Source organism: Prevotella heparinolytica (assembly GCF_004342845.1).
GTDB classification, from domain to species: Bacteria; Bacteroidota; Bacteroidia; order Bacteroidales; family Bacteroidaceae; genus Bacteroides; species Bacteroides heparinolyticus.
Genome location: NZ_SLXB01000004.1, coordinates 53,424 through 78,390 on the forward strand (window position 1 = coordinate 53,424; position 24,967 = coordinate 78,390).

Annotated in this window: 10 protein-coding genes and 3 pseudogenes; all 13 read left to right on the top strand. The window is 50.6% G+C overall.

From position 1 onward, the window contains the following. The first annotated feature begins 6 nt into the window (after positions 1-6). Entirely contained in the window at positions 7-1,941 is a 1,935-nt protein-coding gene (locus tag EV202_RS03595) for a RagB/SusD family nutrient uptake outer membrane protein (protein WP_131925496.1), read from the top strand. 44 nt (positions 1,942-1,985) lie between these two features. Continuing rightward, positions 1,986-4,838, top strand: a complete 2,853-nt coding sequence (locus tag EV202_RS03600) for a SusC/RagA family TonB-linked outer membrane protein (protein ID WP_131925498.1) — start codon at positions 1,986-1,988, stop codon at positions 4,836-4,838. Between the two features lie 20 nt (positions 4,839-4,858). Then, positions 4,859-6,652 (top strand): RagB/SusD family nutrient uptake outer membrane protein, encoded by a 1,794-nt coding sequence (locus EV202_RS03605; RefSeq protein WP_131925500.1) that lies wholly within the window; start codon positions 4,859-4,861, stop codon positions 6,650-6,652. 32 nt (positions 6,653-6,684) lie between these two features. Continuing rightward, complete coding sequence (locus tag EV202_RS03610; RefSeq protein WP_106041008.1) at positions 6,685-7,710, top strand: DUF5627 domain-containing protein; 1,026 nt, start codon at positions 6,685-6,687, stop codon at positions 7,708-7,710. A gap of 20 nt (positions 7,711-7,730) precedes the next feature. Next, positions 7,731-9,980, top strand: coding sequence for an endo-1,4-beta-xylanase (locus tag EV202_RS03615; protein ID WP_131925502.1), 2,250 nt, complete (start codon positions 7,731-7,733; stop codon positions 9,978-9,980). 100 nt (positions 9,981-10,080) lie between these two features. Next, positions 10,081-11,364 (top strand): annotated as a pseudogene (locus EV202_RS03620) (cellulase family glycosylhydrolase); the annotation flags it as partial. A gap of 121 nt (positions 11,365-11,485) precedes the next feature. Continuing rightward, entirely contained in the window at positions 11,486-12,610 is a 1,125-nt protein-coding gene (locus EV202_RS03625) for an endo-1,4-beta-xylanase (RefSeq protein WP_131925506.1), read from the top strand. A 544-nt stretch (positions 12,611-13,154) separates the two neighbouring features. Beyond that, positions 13,155-14,963, top strand: a pseudogene (locus EV202_RS03630) (glycosyl hydrolase 115 family protein); the annotation flags it as partial. Positions 14,964-15,219: 256 nt separating this feature from the next. After that, a pseudogene (locus EV202_RS03635) lies at positions 15,220-15,993 on the top strand (glycosyl hydrolase 115 family protein); the annotation flags it as partial. Between the two features lie 72 nt (positions 15,994-16,065). After that, the gene (gene xyl3A, locus EV202_RS03640; RefSeq protein WP_131925512.1) at positions 16,066-18,636 is read left to right on the top strand and encodes a xylan 1,4-beta-xylosidase; all 2,571 of its coding nucleotides are present in this window, start codon (positions 16,066-16,068) and stop codon (positions 18,634-18,636) included. Between the two features lie 30 nt (positions 18,637-18,666). Then, complete coding sequence (locus tag EV202_RS03645; RefSeq protein WP_131925514.1) at positions 18,667-21,189, top strand: glycosyl hydrolase family 8; 2,523 nt, start codon at positions 18,667-18,669, stop codon at positions 21,187-21,189. Positions 21,190-21,445: 256 nt separating this feature from the next. After that, positions 21,446-23,380 carry a sialate O-acetylesterase gene (locus EV202_RS03650; RefSeq protein WP_131925516.1) on the top strand — a complete coding sequence of 645 codons (1,935 nt, stop codon included), beginning with the start codon at positions 21,446-21,448 and terminating at the stop codon, positions 23,378-23,380. An 18-nt stretch (positions 23,381-23,398) separates the two neighbouring features. Next, positions 23,399-24,964 (top strand): glycoside hydrolase family 43 protein, encoded by a 1,566-nt coding sequence (locus EV202_RS03655; RefSeq protein WP_131925518.1) that lies wholly within the window; start codon positions 23,399-23,401, stop codon positions 24,962-24,964. Positions 24,965-24,967: the final 3 nt, after the last annotated feature.

Here is a 24,967-nt window from a genome sequence, read left to right on the forward strand (position 1 = left end):
AATCTTATGAATAAAAGATATACAACATATCTGTGGACCGGCGTTCTGTCTCTTGCTTTGGGGATAACTTTTCCCTCGTGCGAGGATTATCTGGACAAAGAACCGGAATCTACATTGTCTGAGACGGATGCGTATAAAAACTTCAGGAACTTTCAGGGTTTCATCGAAGAGATTTATAACTGTATTCCCGATAAGGAAAAGAATAACTATTGTACATCGTGGAACTGGGGAGACGATGAAGTGTTTAATCCTGAGGGAAATGCACACATGACACATCAGGCTGATTTAGGAAACTTCAGAGCTTGGCAGTCAAACAACCAAAGCTGGTTGTATCGCACCGGTAGCAATCCCGCTTCTACCAATAAATTTAACCACTCTTTGTGGCCGCATGCTTGGTATTGCATTCGTAAGTGCAATCTGGGTATAGATAATCTGGATAAGTTTACCGGAACGGAAGAGGAAAAAAAACTTATCGAAGGACAATTGTATTTCTTCCGTGCATGGTGGCATTTTGAACTGATGCAGTATTTCGGTGGATTGGCCTATGTGGATCAAACACTGGATGCTTCTACTAAACTGAAACTGCCCAGACTGAGTTATCAGGAGTGTGCCGACAAAGCAGCTGCCGATTTTCGTAAAGCTGCCGATTTGCTGCCCATCAATTGGGATAATACCACAACGGGCAAGCTCACCGAAGGGAAAAACCAGCTGCGTATCAATAAGATCATGGCTTTAGGTTATTTGGGAAAGAACTACCTGTGGGCTGCAAGTCCGTTGATGGAGCATGGTGCTCAAATGGGCGGAGCTAAAACTTATAGCTACAATACGGACTATGCAAAGAAGGCTGCCGAGGCTTTCGGCGAACTGCTTGCTTTGGTAGAGAGCGGACAAACGCAATATGCCTTGGCGCAGTATGAGTATTCGGACATCTACAATCACGAAAAGGCTTCTTCCGCATCTACTTGTTTTTCTGATATCTTCTACACCCGACGCCAAAACTGGTTGATGCCGGGTAGCGTAGAGGCTATCTTCCGTGGTCCTTCGCCTGACGCCAATGGTTCGAACTGGAACGTTTCTAAACTGTTTGGCCCCAAGGTGGGAGGTATGGTTGAACACGACAACATTATTCACCAGCCCACTGCCAATTTGGTGAACATGTATGGTATGGCAAACGGATTGCCGCTGACTGACCCTAATTCGGGTTTCGATCCCGAATATCCGTTTAAGGACAGAGATCCTCGTTTCTATCACGACATCGTTTTTGATGGATTTAAATACGTAAACGGAACATTGAGTGCAGAGCGTGAGCAATACCGCTATTGTGAACTGTTTACCGGTGGTAATATGCGTCCGGTGGCCAATGGCAGTCGTACAGGATATTTCATTCAAAAATTGGTGCCGCATACTTGTAATGTAGGCGATAGAGAATACGATTGGGGTTCGAACTTGCACTGCTACCTGCCTTACATGCGCTTGGCAGACATTTATTTGATGTATGCAGAGGCATGTGCAGCCCAAGGTGGCGCCGGGGTGAGGTCCTCTAACTGTTCGTTGACGGCAGTCGATGCGGTAAATAGAATCCGCGAACGCTGTGGGGCCGGACACGTGGCTGAATCTTTCTTAACCGACAACCGGAAGTTTATGGACGAGTTGCGCCGCGAGCGTGCTGTTGAACTGGCTTTTGAAGGATTCCGGTTCTGCGATTTGCAACGTTGGCTGTTGTTGACCGAAGCTCCTTATACCATTAAAACTTCTCAAGAATTCGAACGTCTGGAAAGCGCAGATTTCTTTAAAGAAAACGACCCGAGAGAGGCTAAGGTGGCAAACTTCAGAGAAGAGGTTATCTTGAAACGCATCTTCGGTACTAAACATTATTGGTTTCCATTGCCGGACGATGATGTGTACCTCTATGTAGAGTTCAAACAGAATCCCGGATGGTAATGCCGATCGTGGAGAATGCATGTTTAATACTAAAAGAGTAAACAATGAAATATATACAAACGAAATTCATTTTATGTGCGATGTCGGTCTTTTCATCCTTTGCTGTCAATGCACAGACAATGGTCGAAAATGAAATGGATTCTTTGGCGACTGACAAACAGCCGCTTGTACAAGTCGCATATCGCAAAGTGGCACAAAATGACTTGTTGGGAGGTGTCTCCGTAGTGAATGTTGAAGAGCTGACCGACAAGAATTACAACACTTATAGCTTGGATAATATGCAAGGATATATCGGTGGCTGGACCGGTAACTCAATGTGGGGAATGGATGCCGACAATGCCGGATACTTGGTGTTGGTGGATGGAGTACCTCGCAGCACAGACAATGTATTACCCTCTGAAATTTCTCAGATAACATTCCTGAAAGGGGCACAGGCCGTAGTTCTCTATGGAAGCCGTGCGGCCAAAGGAGCTATCTTGATAACCACGAAACGAGGTGGCGAAGGAGATTTGAGAGTGAATGTACGTGCCAATACTCGGTTGGATGTAGCAAAAAGCTTTCCGGAATACTTGGGCGCTGCCGAATACATGACGCTTTATAACGAGGCTTCCTTGAACGATGGTAAGGGCATCTCGTATACGCAAGAGCAAATCTATAACCATGGTTCCGGATTGAATCCGTATCGCTATCCGGATATGAATTTCTATTCGTCCGATTATATTCGGAAGGTTTCTAACTATTCAGATGTGTCTGCCGAGATTACAGGAGGTGGAAAACGTGCTCGTTTCTACACTCAAGTAGGGTATGCGCATGGGGGTAGCCTGCTGAAGCTTGGTGAAGCCAAGAACAATGGTACCAACCGTTTGAATGTGCGTGGTAATGTAGATGTTACCATTAACGATTTTATCAATGCCTACATCAATGCCAATGCTGTGTTTCATGATGCAAAGAGTGCAAAAGGCAATTATTGGTCTGATGCGGCTACCGTTCGTCCTAACTCCCACAACTATGTAGCTCCATTTATTCCGTTGGATTATATCGACCCTAATGCGGCTGCTGCATGGGAGTTGATCAATACTTCTAACAACATCATTGATGGTAAGTACTTCCTTGGCGGTTCCAGTCTTGCTCCTACCAACGTTTTTGCCGACAGCTATGCAGCCGGAAGCTTAAAACTAACAAGCCGTCAGTTCCAATTTGATGCAGGAGTGGATATAAACCTGAATAAAGTTTTGAAGGGACTTTCTTTTCATACGCAATTTGCAGTGGACTATGCCACCGCTTATACAACCTCATTCGACAATAAATATGCCGTTTACACTCCGACGTGGTCTAACTACGGTGGGAAAGACGTTATTGTGGGATTAGTGAAAGAAGGTAATGATGAGCGGACGGCTACACAGAATGTAGGTTCAAGTGCCGATACACAGACCATCGCGTTTTCCGGTCGGTTCAATTATGAGAGGACTTTCAAGAAAGACCATAACATTTCGGCCATGCTGATAGCTTCGGGTTATCAACAAACATTGTCGGCCAGATATCATCGCATCAGTAATGCTAACTTGGCTTTGCAGGCCGGATACAATTTCCGCAATAAATATTATGCAGACTTTGGAATGGCATTGATTCATTCGGCTAAGCTGGCCGAAGGACACCGCAACGCTCTCTCTCCTTCTTTGACATTGGGATGGAGAATGAGCAAAGAGGGTTTCTTGGCCGATTCTCCGGTAGTAGACGATTTGATGTTCAGTATATCCGGAAGTGTGTTGCATCAAGACATAGATGTAGCGTTGGGAGGAAACGAGTATTATCTGTATAAATCGGTATGGACTCAGAACGATGGTTATGGCTGGTACGATGGTTCAAGCGGAAGATATACTATCTCCACCCGTGGCGAAAATACAGATCTCACTTTCATTAAACGTAAAGAACTGTCTGCCAATCTGCGCACGTCATTATGGAAGAAACTGTTAACTGCCGATGCTTCGTTCTTTATCAATTCTATGGAGGGCTACTTGGTTAACCCCACTTCTTATCCGGGACATTTGGTTACCGGATATCCGGCGGCATCGTTTGTTCCTGTGATGAACTATAACAACAACCGTCGCGTTGGGTTTGACTTCAACGTAAATATGAATAAACGTTTAGGTAAGGTGGACTTTTCTTTGGGACTGTCGGGAACTTATTACGACACCAAGGCTACAAAGCGTGACGAAATCTTCACAGATACCCGTAAGCGCGAAGGACGTCCGGTGGATGGCATCTGGGGATATAAGAGTGCAGGCTTCTTTAAGAACGACGCGGATATTGCCGCTTCTCCGGAGCAGAAATTGGGAGGTACGGTAAAACCCGGTGACATCAAGTACATTGATTTGAATAACGATAACGTGATTGACGAGAAAGACCAGACCTACTTAGGCAAAGGCGGATGGTATGGAGCGCCTTTTACCCTCGGTGTGAACCTGACGGCAAAATGGAACGGGTTTACGTTCTTTGCTTTGGGTACGGGAGGTTTCGGAGCTTATGGCATGAAGAACAGTTCTTACTATTGGATTTCGGGAGAAAACAAATATTCAGCAATAGTACGCAACCGTTGGACACCTGAAACGGCCGAAACTGCCACTTATCCTCGTCTTACCACGGAGAGTGGAAGCAACAATTTCGTCTCTTCGGATTTCTGGATGTATAAAAACAACCGTTTTAATCTGGTCAAAGTGCAGGTTACTTATGACTTGCCCAAACAGTGGCTCCGCAACTCGTTCCTGCACGAAGTTTCTGCTTATGTGAGCGGAGGAAATCTGCTTACCATAGCCAAGGAGCGCAAGCATATGGAGATGAGCGTGGGAAGTGCGCCACAAACCCGATTCTATAATATTGGCGTGAAAGCGGTATTCTAAAAAATATAACAATGAACAATATGAAAATAAAAAACATCATAGGATGCGTGGCGTTGCTCGCCACATTTACGGCATGTGATGATATGTTTTCGCCTGCTATCGAAAACAATAGAGGTATACAGGAGATGTATAACGAACCGGCCTATGCCCAAGGACTTCTGGGATATGCCTATGCCATGCTCCCTTATGACACCCGAAGTGTGAGCGATGTGGCCACAGATGATGCCGTAACGAACGACCGGTCGAATAATCTGCAGAAAATGGCTCAAGGGGCTTGGAACTCTGCTAACAATCCGGTGTCTCAATGGCAGGCTCGTAAGGCCACCATTCAATATCTCAATATTTTTCTTGAAAATGTAGATAAGGTGGTGTGGGCCAAAGACGAGAAAGTCAATGCGATGTATTGCGACCACTTGAAAGGTGAAGCTTATGCGCTTCGTGCCTTGAACATGTATTATTTGCTGATGGCTCATGCAGGAAAAACATCGGATGGGCGGATGTTGGGTGTTCCTAAATTGACAAGCTCTGAAGGAGCTTCTTCGGATTTCAATCTGCCAAGAAACACGTTTCAAGAGTGCTTGGACATGATCTTTGAAGATATTGATGCTGCTTTGCAATTGCTTCCTTTGGATTATGTGAATGTGAAAGATGCTGATATCCCTGCAAAGTATAAAGCAAATGGTGTAACAAATGCCGGTGATTACAACCGGGTGTTTGGTACTTACATGCGTGGCCGTATGAGTGCGCGCATTGCAGAAGCCATTCGGGCACAAGTAGCTTTGTTGGCCACCAGTCCCGCTTTCATAGAGGGTACCACGATCAATCAAGCAACAGCTGCCGATTATGCTGCAATAGTGTTGGATCGCATAGGCGGTGTTTCAGGTATTGCTCTTAAGGGACATACGTGGTTTATGAATACGGCAGAGATTGATAATTTAGGTTCGGGAGCTGTGCCGGCCGAAATTATCTGGCGCGGAAATATATCCAATGGAGATGCTGATTGGGATATCGGGCTTCAGACCGAAAAAGACAATTTCCCTCCTTCGCTCTATGGCAACGGACGTATCAATCCTACTCAGAATTTGGTAGATGCTTTCCCTATGGCCAATGGATATCCCATTGATGATGCGTTGAGCGGTTATTCAAAAAAATCTCCTTATGTTGGTCGTGACCCGCGTTTGGCACAGTACATCATCTATGATGGTGCAAACTTCAAAGGAAAAACAATTACTACAGGTACCTATACTTCCGACAATGATGGGCTGAACAAGCAAGCTACTTCTACTCGTACCGGATATTACATGCGTAAGCTCTTGCGTGAAGATTGTAGTGCCAATCCCAGTGCACTGAATGCGCAGAAGCACTATACGGCACGAATCCGTTACACAGAGATTTTTCTGGCTTATGCTGAGTCTGCCAACGAAGTATGGGGACCTACCGGTAAAGGAAATCACGCATACAGTGCGTATGATGTTATCAAAGCCATCCGTGCTCGCGCAGGGGTAGGTGCGGATAACGGGGATGCCTACTTGGAGAGCATTAAGAACGACAAAGACAAGATGCGTCAGCTTATTCGCAATGAACGTCGCATAGAGCTTTGTTTCGAGAATAAGCGTTTCTGGGACTTGCGTCGTTGGAAAGCTCCTTTGACCGAGCCGGCTCAAGGCATGCAGGTGAGCAAAGCAGGCGATGAACTGACCTATACGGAGATTAAAGTAGAAGACAGAGTATATAAGGATTATATGTACTATGGTCCTATACCTTATGACGAAACGATGAAATGGGGAAACCTGGAACAAAATGCAGGTTGGTAATCTATTGTGTGTAATAAAAAAAGTAGAACGAAATGAAACTAATTAATATATTATCAGTATTGGCAGTGGGGGCATTGATGGCTTCTTGCGAAAATCTAACAGTTACGTTTCCTGATTATGAGGGAGGTACTTCCGTGTATTTCGCCTATCAATATCCGGTACGCACACTGATCTTGGGAAACAGTACAACCACCCCTGTGGATAATGACCGTAAGTGCATCATCTATGGTGCAATGGGTGGAGCTTATAAGGGAAAGGATATCACGGTAGACATTAAAGTGGACAACACCTTGACGGATAATCTTTATTTTCCCGATGGTTCGGTTGTGCAGCCCATGCCTGCCGAATATTATACCTTAGGAAGTGATAAACTTATTTATGGTGGAGACTATATGGGAGGTGTGGAAGTACAGTTCACTGATGCTTTCTTTGCCGATCCCAAGGCCTTGAAGAACACGTATGTAATTCCTCTGATGATGACGGGGGTAAAAGGGGCTGATAGAATACTGGCCGGCACTCCCCTGATTGAAGGCGATAAGCCTGCACACACAAATTCGGAGTATTGGAGTGTACAACCCAAAGATTATGTGCTCTATTGCGTAAAGTTCATCAACCCTTGGCATGCTACTTATTTGCGTAGGGGAGTGGATGTTATTACCGAGAATGGAAAAACAACAACGGTAGTAAGACATACCGGCGATGTAGAGAAAAATGAGGTATGTAAAATGACCACGTCGGGTCTGAAGCAAACGCTTTATCCCGTTACCACCACCGTGGCATCTACTCAGGCAAAACTGGCTTGCGACTTATTGCTTACCTTCAATGATAAGAATGAATGTGTGATTACCTCTGCCACTGCCGGATACACAGCATCCGGTTCCGGAAAGTTTGTGGAAGCAGGCGAGAAAAAGAGCTTTGGAAACAAAGACAGAGATGTGATGTATTTGGAGTATAACATTGATTTTGGAGCACAGAAGTATGCTACAAAGGATACACTGGTGGTACAAACACGTGGCGTGGTGGCAGAGTGGTTTACTCCTACATATAAAGCTAATTAAGTTATGAAAAACATGGAATTATGAGAAAGTTACTATCATTATTATTTGTGGCTACATTGTTCTCTTGCGCCGATGATGTGATTATGGACTACAAAATAGACAAACCGGCATCTTTGGAACAGTACGAATACCTCAACGCTTACGAGGCATTGAAAAATTATGTAGACCGCGCAAGCAATCCGAACTTTAAGCTGGGATTGGCCATTTCTGTCAATCAGTTTCTGGAGAAAGGTGGAGTTTATGCCCTGGCATGTTCCAATTTCGATGAGCTGACAGCGGGCAATGCCATGAAGTATAGCTCTGTGGTTAGAGATAATGGTGCAATGGATTTTTCTACTGTCACCAATTTTGTGAATCTGGCAAAAGCTGCAAATCTCACTATCTACGGGCATACGTTGGCTTGGCATTCGCAACAGAACAATAAGTATCTGAATTCGCTGATCAAGGATAAGGAACTTAAGGTAGATCCAAATGCGGCGAATAATTTTATTGTCTACAATACGGGTACTGCCGGTGCAAATCCTTGGGATAAGCAAGCAATTTACTCGCTTCCGGTGGCATTGGAAGCCGGTGCTGACTATACACTGACTGTTGACATTAAAGCTTCTGATGCTTGCCAATGCGGCCTTTGGCCCATCTGGGATGCGAGTCCTAATAAGAACCAATGGGGTGGAAGTAATGATGTGCAATACTTGAATGAAAATACTATCGGTACCCAATGGGCTACTTATACATGGAAGTTCAATGCTGCATTTACTCACGATAAATTGCAGTTTGTGTTTGGAAAGCATGGCGGTACAATCTGTTTTGATAACCTTGTGCTTGTAAAAGATGGTACGGACGCCAACCTCATTAAAAACGGTGATTTTGCAGAGGCTGCTACAACCGGTTGGGGAAATAACTGGCAAGGGCCTTCCTTTGAAATTGGTAAGGAAGGTACAGCTTCTGCCATTTATTACCTTAATCAGGTAGAGAATAGTAAAATGGAGGTTGGAGGAAGTATGGCTAACTTTGTTGTTCGTGAAAAAGGGAAAAGTGATGTTCCCGGTACTATTATTGAAGGACAAGGTCCGGAAGGTATGAATTGCACGAAGATAACTTCTGTTGCAAATCCTAGTCAAGATTGGGATACTCAATTCTTTATTTATACCCCTAATAAAGAATGGGCAAGTGGGCAGAAATATAAAATTTCTTTTTGGTATAAAGCTTCTGCTGAAGCAGATTGTTCAACACAATGTCATGGCGAACCGGGAGCTTATAAGCATTGGGCTATGCTTCCTCAAAATCCTCATTTCACACAAGAGTGGCAGTACTATGAAGCGACGGGAAGTATTCCGGCAGAGGGTGCCGGTATGAAATCTATCGCCTTTAATCTCAACGTAGACAAAAATGCCGTAACATATTATTTTGCCAATATTGTTTGGGAATCGGAGGAAAAGGGAAATACTATCCCCCTCACTCCTGCCGAGAAGAAAGACACCCTTACATGGGCTATGAACAACTGGGTGGAAGGTATGATGAAAGCAACGGGTGGTTATGTCACTACTTGGGATGTGGTGAACGAAGCCATCGCAGGCGGTGGCGATGACGGCGAAGGCTTCTATCCTTTGCAATCCGCCAAGAACGTATCGGCAGAAGATGCCAAGAACAACTTCTATTGGCAAGACTACTTGGGAAGCGAAGACTATGTACGTATCGTGATAGCTGCTGCCCGCAAGTATTATGCCGAAAACGGTGGTACGGCTCCGTTGAAGCTCTTCATCAACGACTACAATCTGGAATCCGACTGGGACGACAATAAGAAAGCCAAGAGTTTGGTACACTGGATTGAGAAGTGGGAATCCGACGGCGTGACGAAGATTGACGGTATCGGCACACAGATGCACGTAAGCTGCCATGCCAATGCTGCCATGCAGAAGAGCAAGGAAGAGCACGTGGTGAAGATGTTCGAGATTCTGGCCAAAAGCGGCAAGTTAGTGAAGATTTCCGAACTCGACATGGGCTATGTGAACGAAGACGGCAAGAGCGTGAAGACGGCAGACATGACCGAAGCGCAGCACAAAGCGATGGCCGAGTACTATAAGTTCATCGTGAAGAAGTACTTCGAGATTATTCCTGCTGCACAGCGATATGGCATCACCCAGTGGTGTGCCACCGACAGTCCTGCCGATTCGGGTTGGCGCGGTGGCGAACCCGTAGGTTTGTGGGATGCCAACTACAACCGTAAACACACTTACGCAGGCTTTGCCGATGGCTTGGCTGGAAAATAACCATTTAAATCAATAACCTTGATGGTAGAAGGCATTACGCTTTCTACCATCTATACCTCATCAATTAAACAAAGAAAACCGAAGTATTATCTTTAGAGACATGAAGCATATTCCCTTTTTTTTCCTCTTTTTCTGCCTGTTTTTTTCTGCTTGTTCCGAGGAGTCTCTGCCACCTGAGCCGAAACCCAAGCCACAGCCGGAAGTGGAAGAGCCGCAGCCGAAGCCTGAACCGGAAGAGGTAGTGACCAACGTGTTGCCTGCCTTGAATGTGGTGGGGCGTTACTTGAAGAACGAAAAGGGAGAAATCGTCAACCTGCATGGATTTACGCAGACTTACAGCCCTTTCTTCAACAACAACGCATGGAACAACTATGATGTGCAAGCCTGCCTTGCATACAACAAACGCATGGTGGACGAGATACTGGCGGTAGGCTGGAAGTTCGACTTCGTGCGGATGCACCTCGACCCTTACTGGAGCGACGACCCCGATATGAAGTCCGTGCGCTACGAAGGACACGAACGCTTCTCCGAAGCCCGTTTCAGGAAATACCTTGATGCGCTGTTTGTGCCGATGGCGGAGTATTTCATCTCCAAAGGCCTGTATGTGGTGATGCGTCCGCCGGGCGTATGTCCGCATGCTGATCCTTACAAGGGCATCGAGTTGGGCGACAGTTATCAGTTCTTCCTCCTCAAAGTGTGGGACATCGTGGCGCAGCATACCAAGCTGAAGAACAACACGGGCGTGATGTTCGAGCTGGCCAACGAGCCTGTCAACATCAAAGGGACTGACGGCACTTACGGCAGTTGGGGCGATGGGTACTTCAAGAACCTCAAGCTGTACTTTCAGGAGATAGTGAATAAGGTTCGCAAGCATTGCCGCAACGTCATCTGGGTGCCGGGATTGGGCTACCAGTCTTTGTATGCCGGCTATGCCAAGCATCGCATCGAAGGAGAGAACATCGGCTTTGCAGTGCATTGCTATCCCGGATGGTATGGCAGCGACGCCGAAGAAGACAGTGCCGAGGGCATAGGAGCATCTGTGGGTGGAGGTTACGAGAGCTTCCTGCGCGGATGGAAGGCACAGGTAGGGCCGGTATCGGCTTTCGCCCCCATCATGGTGACGGAGATAGACTGGGCGCCGAAGAAGTACAACGCCACTTGGGGAAAGAGCATTACCGGCGTGGCGGGAGGAAAGGGCTTCGGGGCTAACTTCAAGCGCATTGCCGACGACGAGGGGAACGTGTCTTGGCTGTTCTTCACCACGAAGTCGCACGAGTTGGCGGCTTTCAAGGACGTGGAAGGTACGCCGGGCAACTACACTTTCCTCAACGACCCCGAAGCATGCGCATGGCCCATATACCATTGGTTTAAGGAATATGCCGAGGCAAAGAACAACAATTAGCCCCAAAGCAGCCGGGGAGCATATAAAGAATAAGAATAAATAATACTTAGCGGTCTGATGACCGGTTTGGGTTAAATAATCGACAAGCAAAAAAGAACGAAAAATGAGAAACAAGAAAACAGTATTGGCCGGCCTGCTTGCCATCGTGGTGACGGCTTGCGGTGCGCAGACAGCCGTAAAGAAAGAGGCGACGTTGAAAGATGCGTTAGGCGATAAGTTCCTTATCGGCACGGCGTTGAACACGCGGCAGTCGTCCGGACAAGACACGAATGCCGTGAAGGTGGTGAAAAAACATTTCAATGCCATTGTGGCCGAAAACTGCATGAAGAGCGAAGTGCTTCAGCCCGAAGAGGGGCGTTATGACTTCCGTCAGGCCGACGAGTTCGTGAAGTTCGGCGAAGACAACGGCATGACGGTGACGGGACATTGCCTTATCTGGCACTCGCAGTGCCCCCGTTGGTTCTTGGTGGACAAAGACGGGAAGAACGTTTCGGCCGAAGTGCTGAAGCAACGCATGAAAGAACACATCACAACCGTTGTGAGCCGCTACAAAGGCCGCATCTTCGGTTGGGACGTGGTGAACGAGGCAATTATGGAAGACGGTTCGTACCGCAAGAGCAAGTTCTACGAGATATTGGGCGAGGAGTTCATTCCGCTTGCTTTCCAATATGCCCACGAGGCCGACCCCGATGCGGAGCTCTACTACAACGACTACAACATGCACGAACCCGGCAAGCGCGCCACGGTGGTGAAATTGGTGAACGACCTGAAGAAGCGCGGCCTGCGCATCGATGCCGTGGGCATGCAGGGGCACGTAGGCATGGACTATCCCGACCTGTCGGAGTTTGAGGCAAGCATGGAAGCTTATACGGCAACCGGTGCGAAGGTGATGATTACGGAGTTCGACATGAGCGCACTGCCCACCATCAGCCGCTCGGCCAACGTGGCAGACAGGGTGGATTTTGAGAAGAAGACGTTGAATCCCTATCCCAATGGCTTGCCCGACAGCGTTTCGGTGGAATGGAACGCACGCATGGAGACGTTCATGAACCTCTTCATCAAGCACGCCGACTACGTGACCCGTGTGACGGCATGGGGCGTGAGCGACCGCGACTCATGGAAGAACAACTTCCCGATGCGTGGACGTACGGACTATCCGCTGTTCTTCGACCGCGAATATCGTCCGAAACCTTTCGTGCGGAAACTCATCGACGGCGCAGCGAAATAAAACAGCCTCGCCACCCTCATACTTTTTTTAGAGGCGCAGAGCGCTTCGGCTTCAAGACCCTCCGAGCAGAGGAGGAAACCTTGAAGGGCTGTGCGGTCTGCGCCTTTCTGTTTCTCTCCGTCCGGGTTTTTGGAGGTCTTGCGCAGCGGTGTTCTATGGGGACGGAAAACTACCTATATTTATCCCGTTCGGTGCGCATATATCCGCACCGTGCTGGAGATATATCCGCACCACGCTGCGGATATATGCGCACCGAACAAGAAAAATGGAGTTTGCAAGGGCTTGAGATACAGAAGTTTGCAAAACGTCATTTTCCCCCCAAAAATGCGCTCCGAAAGCATACTCGTTTTCCCCGTTCGGTGCGGCGGTGCGGATTGGCTTATTGAAGCAGGCCTGTCTGCCGAAAAAAAACAGCCTACAGCTTGCTTCACAGGTCATTAAGTGCGATATGTAACATCAGCAAAAGTTTTTGAAACATGTTTATGGGGCAGATTGGCAAAGAATGCTTTTCTTTGCCTCCGTCTGAAAGAACAAGATATTGAGTATGAAGAAAATGATTACGCTGATGCTGCTGTGGATGCTTTCCGCGCAGGCCACTTTTTTGAGGGCAACCGATAGATGGGTCTCTTTCCAACCCGATGGCGGAAGTTTCGCGCTGGTCACTCCGCAAAGCAAATCGTTCGCCATTTGGTGCGACGGGGCGGAACATAAGGGCGTGTTGAGGGCAGTGGGCAATTTGCAGGCCGACTTCGAGAGGGTGACGGCGGCAAAGCCCCGTTTGGTGACAGAGGCCGGAAAAGACGTACGCATTGTAGTGGGCTCGTGGGACAAGAGTCCGCTCGTTCGTCGGCTGATGAAAGCCGCCGGGATAGAAGCCGGCGTGTTGGAAGGCAAAAACGAGAAATTTCTCATCACCACCCTTCGTGCGCCGCTTCCTGAATCGGAGGAAGAAATACTGCTCATTGCCGGAAGCGACAAGCGCGGCACCATCTACGGCATCTACGAACTCTCTGCCCGTATAGGAGTTTCGCCTTGGTATTGGTGGATGGATGTCCCTGCAGAACAACACGATGCAATCCATATAAAAAGAGGTGTGTACACCGATGGCGAACCGGCCGTGAAGTACCGGGGCCTGTTCATCAACGACGAATGGCCCTGTCTGGGCAGCTGGGCCACCGGGAAGTTCGGCGGGTTCAACAGCAAGATGTACGAACATGTCTACGAGCTGCTGCTACGGCTCAAAGCCAATTTCCTGTGGCCTGCCATGTGGGCATCGGCCTTCTATGCCGACGACCCGATGAACAGCGTGCTGGCCGATGAAATGGGAATCATCGTAGGCACCTCTCACCACGAACCGATGGCACGCAACCATCAGGAGTGGGTAAGGAAACGCAAGGAATACGGGGCATGGGATTACGCCTCCAACCGGGAGGTGATAGACCGCTTCTTCCGTGAGGGGATGGAAAGAGCAGCCTCTACCGAAGACCTCATCACCATAGGGATGCGTGGCGACGGCGATGCCCCGATGGGTGGCGAAGAGGGTAAAGACCACGAATACGTGGCACGCTACAAGGAGAACATGCGCCTCATGGAGCAGATATTCAAGAACCAGCGCCGCATCATCAAGGAGGTGACGGGAAAGCCGGCCGAGAAGCGTCCGCAGGTATGGGCCATCTATAAGGAGGTGCAGAAATACTACGACATGGGTCTGCGTCCGCCCAAAGATGTCATCATGCTGGTGTGCGACGACAACTGGGGGAATGTGCGCCGTCTGCCTGATGCCGAAGGGCGGAAGCATCCGGGAGGATGGGGCATGTACTACCACGTGGACTATGTGGGTGCGCCCCGCAACACCAAGTGGCTCAACGTGACCCCCATTCAGAACCTGTGGGAACAGATGCGCCTGACCTACGACTATGGCGTGGACAAACTCTGGGTGCTGAACGTGGGCGACATCAAGCCGATGGAATATCCCATCACATTGTTCTTGGATATGGCATGGAACCCACGAAGCTACAACGCCGACAACCTGCTGGAGCATACCGAGCGGTTCTGCGCCGCCCAGTTCGGCCAAGAGCAGGCCGAAGAGGCAGCGCGCATCCTCAACCTTTACTGCAAATACAGCGGACGTGTCACGCCCGAGATGCTGGACCGCAACACCTACAACCTTGAAACGGGCGAATGGAAACAAGTGTCGGACGAGTTCCTGAAGCTGGAAGCCGAAGCCTTGAGGCAATACATCTCGCTGAAACCGGCCTACAAGGATGCTTACAAACAGCTCATCCTCTTCCCCGTGCAGGCCATGGCAAACCTTTATGAGATGTACTATGCCCAAGCCATGAACCATAAACTCTATAAGGAACCTGAATTCGGTATAAAACAAGATGTTATATGCCTGTTAAATACTTGTATATATCTTGCCGTTTTCCTCGCATATATGAGGTGCTGAACGTCGCATATACGAGACCATGCACGTCGCATATACGAGACTACACACGTCGCATATACGAGACCACACACGTCGCATATACGAGACTTGGCACCACTGATTGACCCCTCCGGGAGCGTTTTTTGTATAGGCGGAGTCTCTTTTTACATCGAACTCAGGTTATAAGGAGAACAATCCGCAGGCCAACGAGTGGGCGGAGCGGGTGGAGCGTGCTTTTAAACGCGACGCCGAACTGTGCCGCGACTACAATGAGGTGATGTCGGGCGGCAAGTGGAAGGGCATCATGACGCAGAAGCACATCGGATACACCTCGTGGAACGATGACTTCCCGGCCGACGTGCAGCCGGAAGTGTTCCGTGTGGCAGACGCCGGACGCCTTACGGGTGGATACACCTTCACCGGAGAGAACGGGGTGGTGTCTATCGAAGCCGAGCACTTCCACCGTGCCGTAGATGCCGCCGATGCCGCATGGAAAGTGATTCCGCACATGGGGCGCACGTTGAGCGGCGTAGCCTTGATGCCTTATACCGCTGCGGTGGACAATGCGTCGTTGAGCTACCGGATGCAGCTTCCGGCAGAACAGGAATGGGTCGACGTACACGTTGTGGTGAAGTCCACCTTGGCTTTCAGCAATGTGCAGGGGCACCGCTATTCCGTGGCTTTCGAGGGAGGCGCCGAAGAGGTAGTGAACTTCAATGGCGACCTGAACGAAGAGCCTGCCAACATCTACACCAAGTTCTATCCCACGGTGGCACGCCGGGTGGTGGAGAAGAAGATACGGATGCGCCTTCCGGAAACAGACTCCGGATTGCATATGCTGGTGCTGAAACCTCTGGAGCCCGGCATCGTCTTCGAGAAAATCGTTGTGGACTACGGAGGCTATAAAGAAAGCTATCTGTTCATGAACGAGTCTCCTTGCAGGCGCGAGCCGTAGCGTTGGAACGAAAAACATCGGGGGAATCCCCGGTCGGATATACCTTGTTTTAAAATCTTTAATTGAAATATCATGAAAAAAGTTCTTTTATTTGTTGTCTGCGTCCTCTGCGCCCTGCTGGTGAAAGCAGAAAAAGAGCCTTACCGGAATCCTGATTTAAGTTCGACGGAAAGAGCGAAGGACTTGCTCTCGCGTCTTACATTGGAAGAAAAAGCGCAGCTGATGTGCGACGTGTCCGAAGCCATTCCCCGGCTGGGAATCAAGAAGTTCAACTGGTGGAGCGAGGCGCTGCACGGCGTGGCCAATCAGAGAAACGTCACCGTGTTTCCCGAACCGATAGGAATGGCGGCCTCGTTCAACGAAGACCTGTTGTTCCGCATCTTCACCGCCACATCCGACGAGATGCGTGCCAAGTACAACGAGCGTATGCGCAACGGGCAGGAAGATGAACGCTTCCACAGCCTCTCGGTATGGACACCCAACGTAAACATCTTCCGCGACCCGCGCTGGGGACGCGGACAGGAAACCTACGGCGAAGACCCTTACCTGACATCGCAGATGGGAATAGCCGTGGTGAAGGGATTGCAAGGCCCTGAAAACGAGAAATACCGCAAGCTGCTGGCCTGCGCCAAGCACTATGCCGTACACAGCGGCCCGGAGTGGAGCCGCCACTCGGCCAACTTGAACAACGTAGACCCACGCGACTTGTGGGAGACCTACCTGCCTGCTTTCAAGGCATTGGTGCAGAAAGCCGATGTGCGCGAGGTGATGTGTGCCTACCAGCGTCTGGACGATGACCCATGCTGTGGCAACAGCCGTCTGCTCCAACAAATCCTGCGCGACGAATGGGGCTTCAAGTACATGGTGGTTTCGGATTGCGGTGCCATCTCCGATTTCTGGACTTCGCACAAGTCTTCGTCCACCGCCATGCATGCCGCCGCCAAAGGTGTGTTGGCCGGTACGGATGTGGAGTGCGGCTTCGGCTATGCTTACACCGAACTGCCCAAAGCCGTGAAGCAGGGACTGATTTCGGAAGAGGAGATAGACAAGCATGTGCTCCGCCTGCTCGAAGGCCGTTTTGAGCTGGGCGAGATGGACGACCCCTCGTTGGTGTCGTGGTCTAAGATTCCGGCATCGGTCATCAATTGCGACGCGCACAAAAAACTTGCTCTTGAGATGTCAAGACAAACCATGACTTTGTTGCAGAATAAGAATAATGTGCTGCCGCTGAGCAAGTCTGCCGGCAAGATTGCCGTTATCGGTCCGAATGCCGACGAGAAGGCCATGCTTTGGGGAAACTACAACGGGACGCCCAATCGAACCGTCACCATTCTGGATGGCATACGCGGTAAACTCAGCAAGAACAAAGTGACCTACCTGAGAGGTTGCGACTTGGTGAACAACCGCATTCTGGAATCCTATCTCGACCAATGCGAGATAGACGGTAGACCCGGCATCAAGGCCACTTTTTGGAATAACCCCGACCGCGCAGGCGAACCGGTTTCCTCGCTTCGCACCACCCGCCCCATCAACGTGACCACCTACGGACAACATACGTTCGGTCCGGGCGTCAACCTCGAAAAGTTCTCTGCCAAATATGAGACGGTGTTCAGACCGAAAGAATCGGGCGAGGTACTTCTCAGCATGGAAGGATGCAGCTATTTCGAACTGTTCGTCAACGGCGAGTCCATGCGCAAGGAACGCACGTGGCGTACCACCGATACACGCACCCTGCTGCAAGTGGAAAAAGGAAAAGAATATAAGATAGAGATATTGTATGCACAGGTAGAGAATTGGGCGGCCAACCTCAAGTTCAATCTGGGAAAAGAGATTGATATCGACTACGGGCAGAGCATAGTCAAGCTGAAAGGCATTGAGACGGTGGTGTTCGTAGGAGGAATCTCTCCGCAACTGGAGGGTGAGGAGATGCCCGTGGAACTGCCCGGATTCAAGGGCGGTGACCGCACCGACATCGAACTGCCTGCCGTGCAGCGCAATTTTCTGAAGGCTTTGAAAGAGGCGGGTAAAAAAGTGATTCTGGTCAACTGCTCGGGCTCGGCCATTGCCCTGCTGCCCGAAACGGAGAGCTGCGATGCCATCCTTCAGGCTTGGTATGGTGGCGAACTGGGCGGCGAAGCGGTGGCCGACGTGCTGTTTGGCGACTATAACCCTTCGGGCAAGCTGCCGGTGACATTCTACAAATCGAGCGACCAACTGCCCGATTACGAAGATTATTCAATGAAAGGGCGTACCTATCGTTATATGTCCGATGCGTTGTTTCCTTTCGGCTACGGATTGAGTTACACCGACTTCAGCTTCGGCGAGGCACGGGCGGACAAGGCGAAACGCACACTGATCGTGCCCGTGAGCAACACCGGTAAGCGTGCCGGTACGGAGGTAGTGCAGGTGTACGTGCGTAAAGTGGGCGACACCGACGGACCGTTGAAGAGCCTGAAAGCTTATCAGCGTGTCTCCCTGAAGCCGGGCGAAAGCAAGGACGTGGTGCTGCAACTCTCGGACGAGGCGTTTGAATTCTTCGACCACAGCACGAACACCATGCGCGTGACGCCGGGTGCCCGGTATGAGGTGTTCTACGGCAACAGTTCCAAGGATGAAGACCTGAAGATGATAGTGATGGATTGAGAATAGAAAACGAACATTGCCCTTTTGCTAATGAAAAACAAATCAATCATATCGGCATTTGCCTTTCTGTGCCTGACGTTCGTTGCGACGCAGGCACAGAACCCCATTATCCGCGACCAGTTTTCGGCCGATCCCACGGCCAGAGTGTTTGAGGGAAAGATGTACGTCTACCCTTCTCATGACATACCAAGTCCCATAGAGCGGCTGAAGGAGTGGTTCTGCATGGCCGACTATCATGTGTTTTCCTCCGAAAACCTGACCGACTGGAAAGACCACGGCGTCATCGTCAGTCAGGAGCGTGTCCCGTGGGTGCAGCCCGAATCGTATTCCATGTGGGCGCCCGACTGCGTCTTTAAGGATGGCAAGTACTACTTCTATTTCCCATCCACGCCACGTGGCGGAGAGAGGGGCTTTGCCGTGGGAGTGGCTGTGAGCGATAAACCATACGGTCCTTTTATTCCACAGATGCGTGCCATAGAAGGCGTGAGGGGCATCGACCCTTGTGTGCTGACCGACAAGGACGGGCAGAGCTACATCTATTGGGCAGGCGGTGGCATGTGGATGGCAAAGCTGAAAGACAATATGCTGGAACTGGCTTCCGAACCCGTGCAAGTGCAGAAGTTGCCCGATGGGTTCAAGGAAGGCCCTTTCGTCTTTGAGCGCGGCGGCAAGTATTATTACACTTTCCCGTGGGTGCAGGACAAGACCGAAACATTGGCCTATGCCATGGGCGACCATCCGATGGGACCTTTCGAGTTTAAAGGAATCATCATGGACCAATCCCCTACCGGATGCTGGACAAACCACCACTCCATCGTGGAGTATCAGGGACAATGGTATCTATTTTATCATCATAACGACTATTCGCCGCAGTTCGATAAAAACCGTTCGGTGCGGGTAGATTCGCTCTCTTTCAATGAGGACGGAACGATACGCAAAGTAATTCCCACTCTGCGTGGGGTAGGAATCACGGATGCCCGTACCAGAATCCAGATAGACCGTTACAGCCGTACGGCTCCCGCCGGAGTCTCCATCGCATTCTTGGACGAGGCCGATAAATTCCGGGGGTGGAAAGCGGTCTTCAGCAGAAAGAATGCGTGGCTGCAATACGACCGGGTGGACTTCGGCAATGAAAAGGTGGAGAGGCTGACGGTACGCGCCCGTTCGTTCTCTGCCAATGTGCTGCAAGTGCGGGCAGGCGGAAAGGACGGAAAGTTGATAGCGTCTGTGCCCATCCCGCGCAGCAAGGAGTGGACAGAGAGCTGTGTGGCTGTGGCCTCGGCTCCGCAGGGAATACATGATCTGCACATCTCGCTTCAGAAAGGCGGAAAGGTGGAAGTGGATTGGATAGGTTTCGATGCCCTTCCGTGGGAAGCCGGCGCGTTCGAGACGAGGCAGTACCGCAACCTGTTCGCCGAGATGGGATACAAGCAGGCCGACATCGACGCCAAACTGAAAGAGGCATTCGACGGCATCTTCTACGGACCTGACAAAGTCTATTTTGAAGTGGGCGATTCGATGGCCTACATCAGCGATGTCAAGAACCACGACGTGCGCACGGAGGGCATGTCCTACGGACTGATGATTGCCGTGCAGTTCGACCGCAAGGATATCTTCGACCGCCTCTGGCGTTGGGGAAAGAAATACATGCAGCATCAGTCAGGCCCGATGAAAGGATACTTTGCATGGAGCTGCAAGACCGACGGTACGCGCAACGCACAAGGTCCGGCCTCGGATGGCGAGTTCTATTACGTCACGTCGCTCATCTTCGCCTCCAACCGTTGGGGAAACGATACAGGCATCGACTATCTGGCTGAAGCCCGGCACATACTGGACTGCTCCATGCAGAAGACCGGAATGGATCGTGTGGTGCCTTTCATCCATACGGAGCGTAAGCTGATAACCTTTACGCCCGATCCGTGGGGCGGGAGCTTCACCGACCCCTCCTATCACCTGCCTGCCTTCTACGAGGTATGGGCAAGATGGGCGGACGACGGACGGGCAGGCTTCTGGCGCGAGTGCGCCCGGCAGAGCAGGGAGTATCTGCACCGCAGCATTCACCCCGTGACGGGACTCAACCCCGACTATAACAATTACGACGGTACATTGCTGGGCGGCAACCGCATCATCGGCGATGCTTTCCGTTTCGACTCTTGGCGTGTACCCATGAACATTGCGTTGGATTATTCTTGGGCATGCGAAGATGCCAAATGGCAGCAACAGTACGGGAACAAGATACAGAACTTCTTCTACAACGAGGGCATAGACACTTTTGTAGATCAGTATAATGTGGACGGCACGCAGGTAAAGGAGATTTTGGATGCCGGGGGATATAAAAAGTTACGCCACTCCTTGGGGCTGGTGGCCACTGCCGCAGCCGTGTCGCTGACCGTCACTCATTGCAAGAGCCGTGAGTTCGTAGACCGCCTTTGGAATGCAAGACATGTGCCTTATGAAGACGGCTATTTCGATGCCTATTACGACGGACTGCTCCGGCTGTTTGCTTTCATGCACCTGAGCGGGCAATACCGGATTATCTTTCCCGAAAGATGAGGTGCAGAAAAAAGGCCGGCAAGAGGCCGTTTTGCAGGGCATCGGTGTCTGCCTTCAAAACACTTGTGTCTGTCAGCTCAAACACAAGTGCCTGTCGGCTCAAACACCGGTGTTTGACAAAAGGGCTGCGATTGCCTGAAAAAGGAACCTCCTCCTTGAGAGGCAGAACGCAGAACAAGAGCATGATACAGAGATATACAACAAACGATTTCCGGCAACGGAGAGGTCGTGATGGCGAATCAATAATCTATATGACATGAAAAAGGTTTTATTTTCCGTCCTTTTGTGGGTGGGGTTATTCTTGGCAGGAGCCGAGGCTTTTGCGCAAGACGAGAATTTTTACGTTTATCTGTGTCTCGGACAATCGAACATGGAAGGTAGTGCACATTATGAAGCACAAGACACATTGGTCAATCCGCGTTTTCAGATACTGTCGGCGGTAGACAACAAAGAATTGGGCAGAGTGAAGGGCAACTGGTATCCCGCCCGTGCCCCGCTGTGCCGCCCTAATACGGGGTTGACGCCTGCCGATTACTTCGGGCGGACAATGGTGGAGAATCTTCCGGAAAACGTGCGGATAGGTGTGGTGCACGTGGCCGTTGGAGGTTGCAGGATAGAACTTTTCCAGAAAGACAAGCGTGAGGCGTACGTCAAGACAGCTCCCGACTGGATGGCCGGTATATTGAAGGCGTATGACAACGACCCGTACGGCCGCTTGGTGGAGATGGCCAAGATTGCCCAGAAAGACGGCGTGATAAAGGGCATCCTGCTGCATCAAGGCGAATCGAACACCGGTGAGCAGGATTGGCCGCAGAAAGTAAAGAGCGTTTATGAGAGTTTGTTGGCCGATTTGAACCTGAAGGCCGAAGAGGTGCCTTTGCTCGCAGGCGAAGTGGTCAATGCCGACCACGGAGGCGTGTGTGCAAGCATGAACCCGATTATCGCCACCCTACCGCAAGTAATTAAGAATGCTGCCGTTGTCTCTTCCAAAGGCTTGAGCTGTGCCGCCGACCACCTGCATTTCGATGCTGCCGGCTATCGGGTGTTGGGACGTCGCTATGCCGAGCAAATGTTGAAGCTGATGGGCAAGGAGCTGATTACGGCGGAAGAGATAATGAAGAGCACGACGCCTGCTTCTACCAACATGCACGGGTGCGACTTTCCCCGGTTAGATAAAGAAAACCGTGCTTATTTCCGCATTCATTCGCCTCACGTGAAGCGTCTTCAGGTGGATATATGCGGCAAGAAGTACGATATGAGCAAGGATGAAAACGGCTGGTGGACAGTCAAGACCGAGCCGTTGGTGGTAGGTTTCCACTACTACTTCCTGTTGGTGGACGGTTTTTCCGTCATCGACCCCATGACCACTACTTTCTTTGGGTGCAGCCGCATGGCAGGTGGCATCGAAGTGCCCGAAGGAGAAGAGGGTAATTACTATCGCACGCAGCACGTGCCCCACGGACAGGTGCGCACATGCACGTACTACTCTGAGACGCAGCAGCGTTTCCGCCGTTGTGTGGTATATACGCCTGCCGAATACGAAACGAAGCCCAAGAAGCGCTATCCGGTGCTCTACCTGCAACACGGCATGGGCGAAGACGAGACCGGCTGGAGCACACAAGGACTGATGTACAACATTATGGACAACCAGATTGCCGAAGGAAAGTGCGTGCCGATGATCGTGGTGATGGAGAGCGGCGATGTGGAAGTGGGCTTCCGTCCCCGTCCCGGCAAGGATGTGAACGAAGAACGCAACCTGTATGGCGCTTCTTTTGCCAAGCTGATGATAAACGACCTCATCCCTATGATAGACAAAACGTTCCGCACCTATACCGACCGCGAGCATCGCGCCATGGCGGGATTGTCTTGGGGAGGTAAGCAGACGTTCGACATCACGCTGACCAATCTGGATAAGTTCTCCTATATCGGAGGTTTCAGCGGCGCCATCTTCGGCTTGAATGTAGAAGACGCTTTTAACGGGGTATTTACCGATGCCGCCGCTTTCAACAAGAAGGTGCACTGCTTGTTCCTCGGATGCGGAACCGAAGAAAACATGGGAACCGCACAATTGGTGAAATCGCTCCGCGACATGGGCATTCGCGTAGCTTCGTATGAGTCGCAAGGCACAGCGCACGAATGGCTTACTTGGCGCAGATGCCTGAATGAGTTCCTGCCGAATCTGTTTAAATAGACCATTACCTTTATTGCGATGAACATATTCAGAATACTTTTACTCTTATGCGTACTATCGGGCGGCACACTGCTGCATGCACAACAAAGGGCAACGAACCCGTTGATTTATGCCGATGTGCCCGACATGTCGATGGTGCGTGTGGGCGACACTTATTATATGAGCAGCACTACGATGCACATGGTGCCGGGTGTACCTATCATGAAATCGAAAGACCTTGCCAACTGGGAGTTGGTGAACTATGCCTGCGACGTCCTGACCGGCGAATTGCCGACCATGAATCTGGACGGCGGACAGAACACCTACGGACGCGGGTCGTGGGCAAGCTGCATCCGCCACCATAAAGGAATGTATTACGTATCCACTTTTGCGCAGACCACCGGCAAGACCTATTTCTTTGTCACCGCAGATATAGAGAAAGGTCCGTGGAAGCGCATCGAGTTCTCGCCCTCCTGCCACGACCATACCTTTTTCTTTGACGATGACGGGCGCATCTACCTGATATACGGCAACGGCAAGCTGTTCATTGCCGAGTTGGAAGCAGACCTATCGGGTCTGAAGCCGGGCACCGAACGCGTATTGCTGGAGAATGCCAGCGCTCCGGCAGGCGACCGGATTATGCTGGGCGCCGAAGGTTCGCAACTCTTCAAGGTGAACGGCAAGTACTATCTGATCAACATCGTCTGGCCTCGCGGCGGCATGCGCACTGTGTTGGTGCATCGTGCCGATAGTATCAACGGCCCGTATGAGGGGAAGGTCGCCTTTCGGGATCGCGGCATTGCGCAGGGTGGACTGATAGATACGCCCGACGGGCGCTGGTTTGCCTACCTGTTTCAGGACTGCGGTGCCGTGGGACGCATTCCTTATTTGGTGCCTGTTAGGTGGGAAGACGGCTGGCCGGTGTTTGGCGTCAACGGCGTAGCTCCCGACGAACTGGAACTTCCGGCAAGCAAAGGCCTGATGCCGGGCATTGTCTGTTCCGACGACTTCGCACGGAAACCCGGCGAGGCTGCGTTGCCGCTTGTGTGGCAGTGGAATCATAATCCCGACAATGCACTGTGGTCGGTCACTGCCCGCAAAGGCTACCTGCGCCTGACCACCGGACGTGTGGAGACTTCTTTCATGCAAGCCAAGAACACATTGACGCAGCGCACCATCGGTCCGGTTTGCTCCGGCTTCGTGCGCATGGATGTCACCGGCATGAAGGAAGGCGACTTTGCCGGACTCTCACTCTTCCAGCGCAAGTACGGACAAGTGGGTGTGAAGGTGGTAGGCGGCAAGAAACGCATCGTGATGGTGAACGGGGAGGCGGACGAACCGGTGGAAGTGGAAAGCCTGCCCTTAAACGGAAAGGCGGTTTACCTCAAGGCCGAATGCGACTTCAGAAACCGGACGGATAAAGGACGTTTCTATTATAGCACGGACGGCAGCACATGGACACTGATAGGAAACACCTTGCAGATGTCGTACACCATGCCTCACTTTATGGGCTATCGCTTCGCCCTATTCAATTACGCCACCCGAAAGGCAGGCGGACACGTCGATTTCGATTATTTCAGGTTAGAAGATGAGATTTCGGATTAAAGG